This window comes from Methylomusa anaerophila (genome assembly GCF_003966895.1).
In the GTDB taxonomy this organism is placed as follows: domain Bacteria; phylum Bacillota; class Negativicutes; order Sporomusales; family Sporomusaceae; genus Methylomusa; species Methylomusa anaerophila.
This window is the reverse complement of the sequence record NZ_AP018449.1, coordinates 4,486,408-4,493,462: the sequence shown is the minus strand read 5'-3', so window position 1 is coordinate 4,493,462 and position 7,055 is coordinate 4,486,408. Positions and strand designations below refer to the sequence as shown.

Below are 7,055 nucleotides of genomic sequence, written 5' to 3'. Positions count from 1 at the left end.
TATGGAAAGAAATTTTAGGGAGGAAACTATGAAACACAATAATTTATTAAGTTTGGAGGCAATATGTAAAATTGTTGGGCTTGATGATAATTTAATTATTGATCATGAAGAAATGGGAAAAAGGCTTAAAGTAACATTTTTCCCTTATGAAGGTAATGTTTGCGAGCATACGCGTAGGTTTTATGCAAAATTAAAAGAAGCATTTATACATTACGGTGTTACTATTGTTCCCTTTGAAGAAGCCCTTATCAAAAAAGATCAAAAAGCAATTAAAAAGGGCATACACTTAATTGTATTAGGAGAACAAAGCGTTGATAATATGCCCATTGAATATTTAACTTCTTACCGAGATAATTTGATTCTTACTGTAATAGATGATAATAAATATATTGCCGAAAATTTTATACAAAAAGGCTTTAAAGAACAAGCAGATTATGGCCTGGCCCTAATCACCTGGCATTTTTCCAATTTTGTTGTAGGAGTGGACAAGGATCATTGGATTCCATATGGATCAACCGGTCTTAATGATGTTTATAAGACTGATTATGCCGGCAGCTTTAATAATGATATTTTGAAAACATTAATCTCCAAATTGTATGCTCCTATAAATCCTCTGCCACTGTCCGATTTTAAAATAAGTAAAGAAGGATTCTCGGGTACTGACCCGCAAATTAAACCCTATCTGGATGATTTGGTAAAAGGCAGTAAGCTATTTATGGATACAGGATTAATGAGTTATCGTTTTACGGCAAATGATGTACCCTTTAAAAAAGATGCCTATCGTAAACTATATACGATAATGCTTGATAATCGAACGAGTGTTCACTTTGGATATATTTCCAGACAATTACCAACATGTCTTTCCAGCGTTTACCTGCTGCCTGAAGCTGAAAAGGAAATTGGAATTGCATTTGGAGATAAAGATTATACATTTCATAATGATGAATTGTATATTAAGCTAATGTTAAATAATGCTGAAATATGTTTAAAAGTTCCGGAAATACACACTCTTACAAGCATTTCCGGCGCAGATAAAGTCAATATGCAGTATAAGGATATTGTCAAAATGGGTTTAAATAACGGTAAAATGACCTTACAATTTGAAGAAAGTGTAGATCCTGTTAAAAGTAATGTTCGTCCATCGTTTGATACAAAAGTAATTTTATCAAATGCTGTGGCAACATCTTTATTTGCAAGTATACTAAAATATGTAAATCCTGCTGCAGCTTATCCGAATTTGTTAGAAACTAATGGTATTGCCCTGGGGCATTGGCATGGTTATTTTAATCCCGACTATATTCCACGCGGCTGGGAGATATACGGTGGTAATTTTCCTGTTTTTATGTGTTCTGCACAGCAGGCTGCCGCATATGGATTTATTGGAAAATCAAAAGCAATGATGAAACATATATTATCTCAACAAGATCATGAATATTGCGGTGATATTCATATTGAACCGGACCATGGTGTCAATATAACATGGGAGTCACTTACCAATCTTGCTTACTTTTTGCGTTCCTCTAATAACGTCGCTAAAGTGGGCACAGAATTTTTTCCATTAATTAAAAATTATAGTACTATATAGTTTCTTGAATAATTGGAAAATTTAAAATACGCTTGTATGAATATATAAAAGGAATGTTATATATGAGTTTATTTGACAAAAAAGATTTGTTTTTATTTGACTTTGACGGGACTCTTATAAATACTGCACCTGATGTACAAGCCGCTGTTAATTATATGCGAAAAAAATATGGTTTGCGGGACTTCACATTAAAAGAAACCGAAAGTATAATTGGCAGAGGTCAGGCATATACAATCAATCAAGCTATTACCGACGGTATAAATATTGATTTTAATGAAGCAGAGGAAATTTACAGTAAATATTATCAGGAGAATTCAGCCCGTTTTTCCACTTTTTATCCGGGTGTTATTGAAATATTAAATGAATTAAAAGTTAAAAATAAAATAATGGCAGTCATTTCGAATAAATACAGTTACTTTGTTAAGAAAATATTGACTGAAATGAAATATTGTGATTACTTTAAATTAATATGCGGGCCGGATTTAATAGCAGAAAAGAAACCGAATCCGCAGATGGTGTTTTATGCTATTGAGCAAGCAGGAGCATCGGCTGATCATACTGTTTTTATTGGAGATTCAATTTATGATATACAAACAGGGAAGAATGCCGGTATTACTACAATATGTGTAACGCATGGTTATGGTAATTATAATGAAATTGTGAATGAACAGCCGGATTTTTTAATTGATAACTTTAGGGATCTTATTGCTTTATAAAAGAACTGATGTGAGCTTTATATTTGCAGCTTTTAAGACTTTTTCCAAACAACAATGATCATTGGATTAGTTGATTGGAAATAATATCTTGACAAGAGAGTGCAAAATTGACTATTATTAATTTGACAATTATCAAATTGTTAAATTAATTTATAGTACCACTGAAAGCAAAGGAAAATATCTGACAGCCAAAGTAAAGGGGGACACCTTGGCGGAAGTGAATGAGTTTTTGCCGATCAACTGAGTAAAGGATAATGGGAAAATTTTTATCCTTATATTTCGATAGTTATAAAATTCGACAATAAAAAATTCTAAGGGAATATAGGTGAAAACCATTGCTTATTGTTTCCTGGCGAGTAAAAAAACTAGGATGTAGGAGTACTATTTTGAAAGAAAAAACAGAATTTTAAAGGGAGGTTTTGAGTTGAAGACAATGTTTATTACAGGTTCCTCTTCAGGTATTGGTAAGGAAACGGCTAAATTGTTTCAGGCAAAGGGATGGAATGTTGTTGCTACCATGCGCAATCCCCAGGCAGAAGAAGAATTGATAAAATTAAAAAATGTAAAAGTATTACAGTGTGATGTAACAGATCAAAATAGTATTAAAACTGCAGTAAATGAGAGCATAAAAGCTTTTGGCAACATTGATGTTCTTGTTAATAATGCCGGATATTATATCCTTGGGCCATTTGAAGCTGCAACACATGAACAGATAAAACGGCAAATTGATACTAATTTATTTGGACTAATTGAAGTTACCAAAGAAATGATCCCTCATTTCAGGAAACAAAAATCCGGAACTATTATCAATTTATCTTCTATTGCCGGAATCATTTCTATCCCGTTGCAAACTTTGTATCATGCGACTAAATGGGGAGTTGAAGGTTTTTCTGAATCATTGCAATTCGAATTGCGGCCGTTTAATATTCGCGTAAAAATTATTGAACCTGGTGTCATTAAAACCAATTTTTTAGGCAGCTCCATGACTATGTTGCAGGATGATAAACTGACAGAATATGAATTATATTCTCAAAAAGTTGTAAAAAATATTTTTAAAAACGGAGAAAAAGGCTCTAGCCCGGATGGAGTTGCCAAAACTATTTATAAGGCAGCTACGGATAATAATACAAAATTACGCTATCCTACCGGGAATTCAAAAGAAATGGTTTATATCCGTAAAATGTTGCCGCTAAAAGTATATACTTCGCTGATAAGAAGTGCAATGGAAAAATAAATGATAGGGACGGGTATTAATTATTATGAGTAAAATTAAGCAAATTGAAATTTATTATGTATCGATTCCATTACCAACAATATTTTATCCTGCCTGGATACCGGGTTTTCCGCAAAATGAAAATCGGTTTGCGTTGATCAGAGTTTTAACTGAAGATGGGATTGAAGGGTGGAGTACCGGACCGGTAATCGGTAAGGAACATGCAACTCTTGCCAATTTAATTGGACCATATTTGATTGGTGAAGATGCAACAGATATTGAGACAATACAACAGAGAATCAGGGAAGTATCTTATATAGGCTGGCGTAATTTTTGGATTGAACCTGCCTTTTGGGATATTAAAGGCAAGGTAGAAGGAAAATCCTTATGTGAATTATTAGGCGGCAAACCGCGCACTGTAAAATTGTATGCATCAACTGGGGAACTGAAAAACTCAACCCAACGGATAAAGGAAGTAGAGCAGCGGTATAACGAAGGATTTACATCAATCAAATTAAAAATTCATCATATGGATGAAAAAATGGATAATGAACAGGTTCAAGGAACAGCAAAAGCTATGGACGGAAAGATTGACCTACATGTTGATGCAAATCAGGGATGGCGTGTAGCAATGATTTCGAACGCTCCGTTATGGGACTTAGAAAGAGCTAAACGTTTTTCAGATGTTTGTGCAGCAGCCGGGGTTAAATCGTTGGAAGAACCTCTTGCAATGGATGATTATGATTCTCTTTGTGAACTAACGAAATATAGTAAAATTCCTGTTGCCGGAGGTGAATTACATTCTTATGGGTATCCCGAACTTAAAATGATGATTGAACGAAAATGTTATTCCATTTTTACACCTGACGCCGTTTTTTGCGGTGGAGTTGCCCAGGTTTGGAATGTTATACAACTGCTGAAAAAACATAATTTAAGATTCAGCGGCCATACCTGGTTAAATGGAATTAGTTTTGCAATTAATCTTCAAATAATGGCTGCAAGCGGATATGCGGATACGGAAGAAATTGAATATCCTTATGCTCCCCCAGGCTGGACAGTTGAAGCTCGCGACCAGATTTTGGAAGAACCTTTTTATCATAAGAAAAGTACTATAGAGACACCAACAGCGCCGGGACTTGGTTTTAAAATAAATAAAAAAACACTTAGAAAATATGGTACCCGGATTGGCATAATGAATCAACCCCGGCTTACTGTTCATTCATTAAGAAGTTTCGGCCTGAAAGTGTCGTTGTTAATGGATAAGGCACTGAAAGAAAGAAAAACAAATACTTTTAATTCAAATCAGGCGTAAAAAGCCTGTTGATAAAAAATTATACGAGGAGAGATAGAAATGGCGATTACTGTTCATTTTTCCACACCGCTTTTAAAAGCTACTGAGAATAATAATAAGCTGATTTTAGAGGGTAAAACAGTTAAAGAGATTAACGAAAGGATTTGTCACCGTTTTCAATCGTTCAAAGATATTATTTATGATTCCACAGGTGGAATAAAAAAAGTTATTAATATTTATGTAAATGATGATGATATTCGTTCTTTAGCGGGCGAGGACACTCCTTTGAAGGATGGCGATGAGGTTTCTTTTATCCCTACTATTGCCGGTGGTTAATGATTACAGAAAATTTTTATACAATAGTATGACAGTATGATGAACATTGCCTGTATTTCGGAGAAAAACAATGGCAGGCGCTAAAAAAGATTAACCCTATAAGGAAAGTATGTTATATACTTTTGTGTGTCCAACGGGACATTCATTGGGCACGTCGGGGTAGGAGGCTAATATGTTTAATTTAATAAATGATGAATTGGAAATGTACAAACGGCAGATGATGTTAAGCGGCTGGGGAAAAGAAAAACAACTTTTGCTGAAATCAAAGACTGTTCTTGTTATAGGAGCCGGTGGTTTAGGTTCTCCGGTGTCCATTAATTTGACAGTTGCCGGAGTCGGGGAAATTCGAATCTGTGATTTTGACGTTATAGAGATGTCTAATTTAAACAGGCAATTACTGCACAATAAACAGCGAATTGGTATGAAAAAAGCCCTTTCGGCAAAACAGACATTAGAAGCGTATAATGAGAATGTTAAAATTACAGCTATACCAGAAAAATTGACTTCAGACAATATTAAAGATATTGCAGAAAATGTAGACATAATAGTGGACTGCTTGGACAACTTTGATACTCGGTATATAGTCAATGAATATGCTCTTAATAAAAGGATACCTGTTGTTTATGGAAGTGTATGGGGCTATGATGGAAGATTGACATTTATACATTATCCGGAAACGCCTTGTTTGCAATGTATTTTCGAAGAAGCTCCCGCGAAAGAAACTTTTCCAATACTAGGTGCTACAGCATCGGTAATTGGCTCTTTACAAGCCATGGAAACTATAAAATATTTAACTAAAATTGGTGAGAATATTACAAATAAATTATTAGTTTGGGATGGCGCCCAAATGAGTTTTAAAAAGTTTAAAATTTCAATTAATGACAATTGCATTGCGTGCAGTACGAAAAGAAAGGGAAATTATTTATATGAAAGAAACGCTATTAGTTAATAGGGTAAAGCCATATTCGGAAATTATTGAGTTAACTCCCTGGGATTTCTGTGACAATTCATTATTACCTCGTGCGATTGTACGGCATTGTTGTGATGTGCACCAAAGGCATCTGGGGCATTATTATTGGAATATTTTTAATAGAATACAGGATAAAAAGGTAACTTATGAAATTCCATTAATAAATTTTACTATCTTGAATAAAGATTTAAATTTTTTAGATGAGCGAAGGTTAATTTTTGAGACACGGGCGTGGACTATTAATAACAGAAGTATGCTGCAGATAAAGATAGATATTTATAAATCTGTTTATCCATTTGATGTAATTGCAACATGTTCCTGTTTGGGTGCTGAATGCGTGCATAATGACCCGAATGATTGGGTATTGGGTGAATTCACAGATACTCCCCAAATAATAAAGGAGTTGGCGGATATTTTACCGGAAGCGGAAGAAAGTATTGTGGAAAATACACAATCTATTATCAATCTTCTTGAATCGGAAGGTGAATGGATTGGAAATGTTACAACCAAACATACCATGGTCGAAGATTATTGCGAATATGGTTATATGGCAGCTTTTATGAACTATTTAACTCCATTAATTGGAATTGCAAGGAGAGAACTTATTAAGGAATTAGGTTTGCAGGGTAAAGTAATTATCCCGGACGAATTAAGTACAAAGAAAAATTATAAAAATTGGAAATTATGGCTATCAATAAAGAAGGCATTTTTCCTGGAAGATGAAATCGAAATAAACTCAAGTTATATGAGCGTGAATGGCAAACATTATTTGAAGCATGAGTTGTATCTAAAACGGCCCAAAATTCTAAAACAGATTATTTTAGAGGAATATTCCTGTTGATAGCGGTTTTGTGTTCAATAATTCACAACTTTTCCATGTACTACGCTTATGCTGCATACTTCCTTTTGATATGGTTCTATTTAAATCTCGAACAATCAGTATC

The 7,055-nt window shown here is 34.2% G+C and carries 7 protein-coding genes; all 7 read left to right on the top strand.

Annotated elements, in window-relative coordinates:
• Position 1 precedes the first annotated feature (1 nt).
• The 7 genes from MAMMFC1_RS20420 (at position 2) to MAMMFC1_RS20390 (ending at position 6,952) form a co-directional block, all read left to right on the top strand.
• Positions 2 to 1,585, top strand: a complete 1,584-nt coding sequence (locus MAMMFC1_RS20420; RefSeq protein WP_126310245.1) for a hypothetical protein — start codon at positions 2 to 4, stop codon at positions 1,583 to 1,585.
• Positions 1,586 to 1,647: 62 nt separating this feature from the next.
• On the top strand, positions 1,648 to 2,301 hold the full coding sequence (locus tag MAMMFC1_RS20415) for an HAD family hydrolase (RefSeq protein WP_158618832.1): 654 nt from the start codon (positions 1,648 to 1,650) through the stop codon (positions 2,299 to 2,301).
• Between the two features lie 433 nt (positions 2,302 to 2,734).
• Entirely contained in the window at positions 2,735 to 3,535 is an 801-nt protein-coding gene (locus tag MAMMFC1_RS20410) for an SDR family oxidoreductase (RefSeq protein WP_126310830.1), read from the top strand.
• 25 nt (positions 3,536 to 3,560) lie between these two features.
• Positions 3,561 to 4,826 carry a mandelate racemase/muconate lactonizing enzyme family protein gene (locus MAMMFC1_RS20405; protein ID WP_126310243.1) on the top strand — a complete coding sequence of 422 codons (1,266 nt, stop codon included), beginning with the start codon at positions 3,561 to 3,563 and terminating at the stop codon, positions 4,824 to 4,826.
• Positions 4,827 to 4,865: 39 nt separating this feature from the next.
• On the top strand, positions 4,866 to 5,141 hold the full coding sequence (locus MAMMFC1_RS20400) for a MoaD/ThiS family protein (RefSeq protein WP_126310242.1): 276 nt from the start codon (positions 4,866 to 4,868) through the stop codon (positions 5,139 to 5,141).
• Positions 5,142 to 5,313: 172 nt separating this feature from the next.
• Entirely contained in the window at positions 5,314 to 6,090 is a 777-nt protein-coding gene (locus MAMMFC1_RS20395; RefSeq protein WP_197723859.1) for a HesA/MoeB/ThiF family protein, read from the top strand.
• Entirely contained in the window at positions 6,068 to 6,952 is an 885-nt protein-coding gene (locus MAMMFC1_RS20390) for a hypothetical protein (protein ID WP_126310241.1), read from the top strand. Before MAMMFC1_RS20395 ends, MAMMFC1_RS20390 begins: the two co-directional genes overlap by 23 nt.
• Positions 6,953 to 7,055 lie beyond the last annotated feature (103 nt).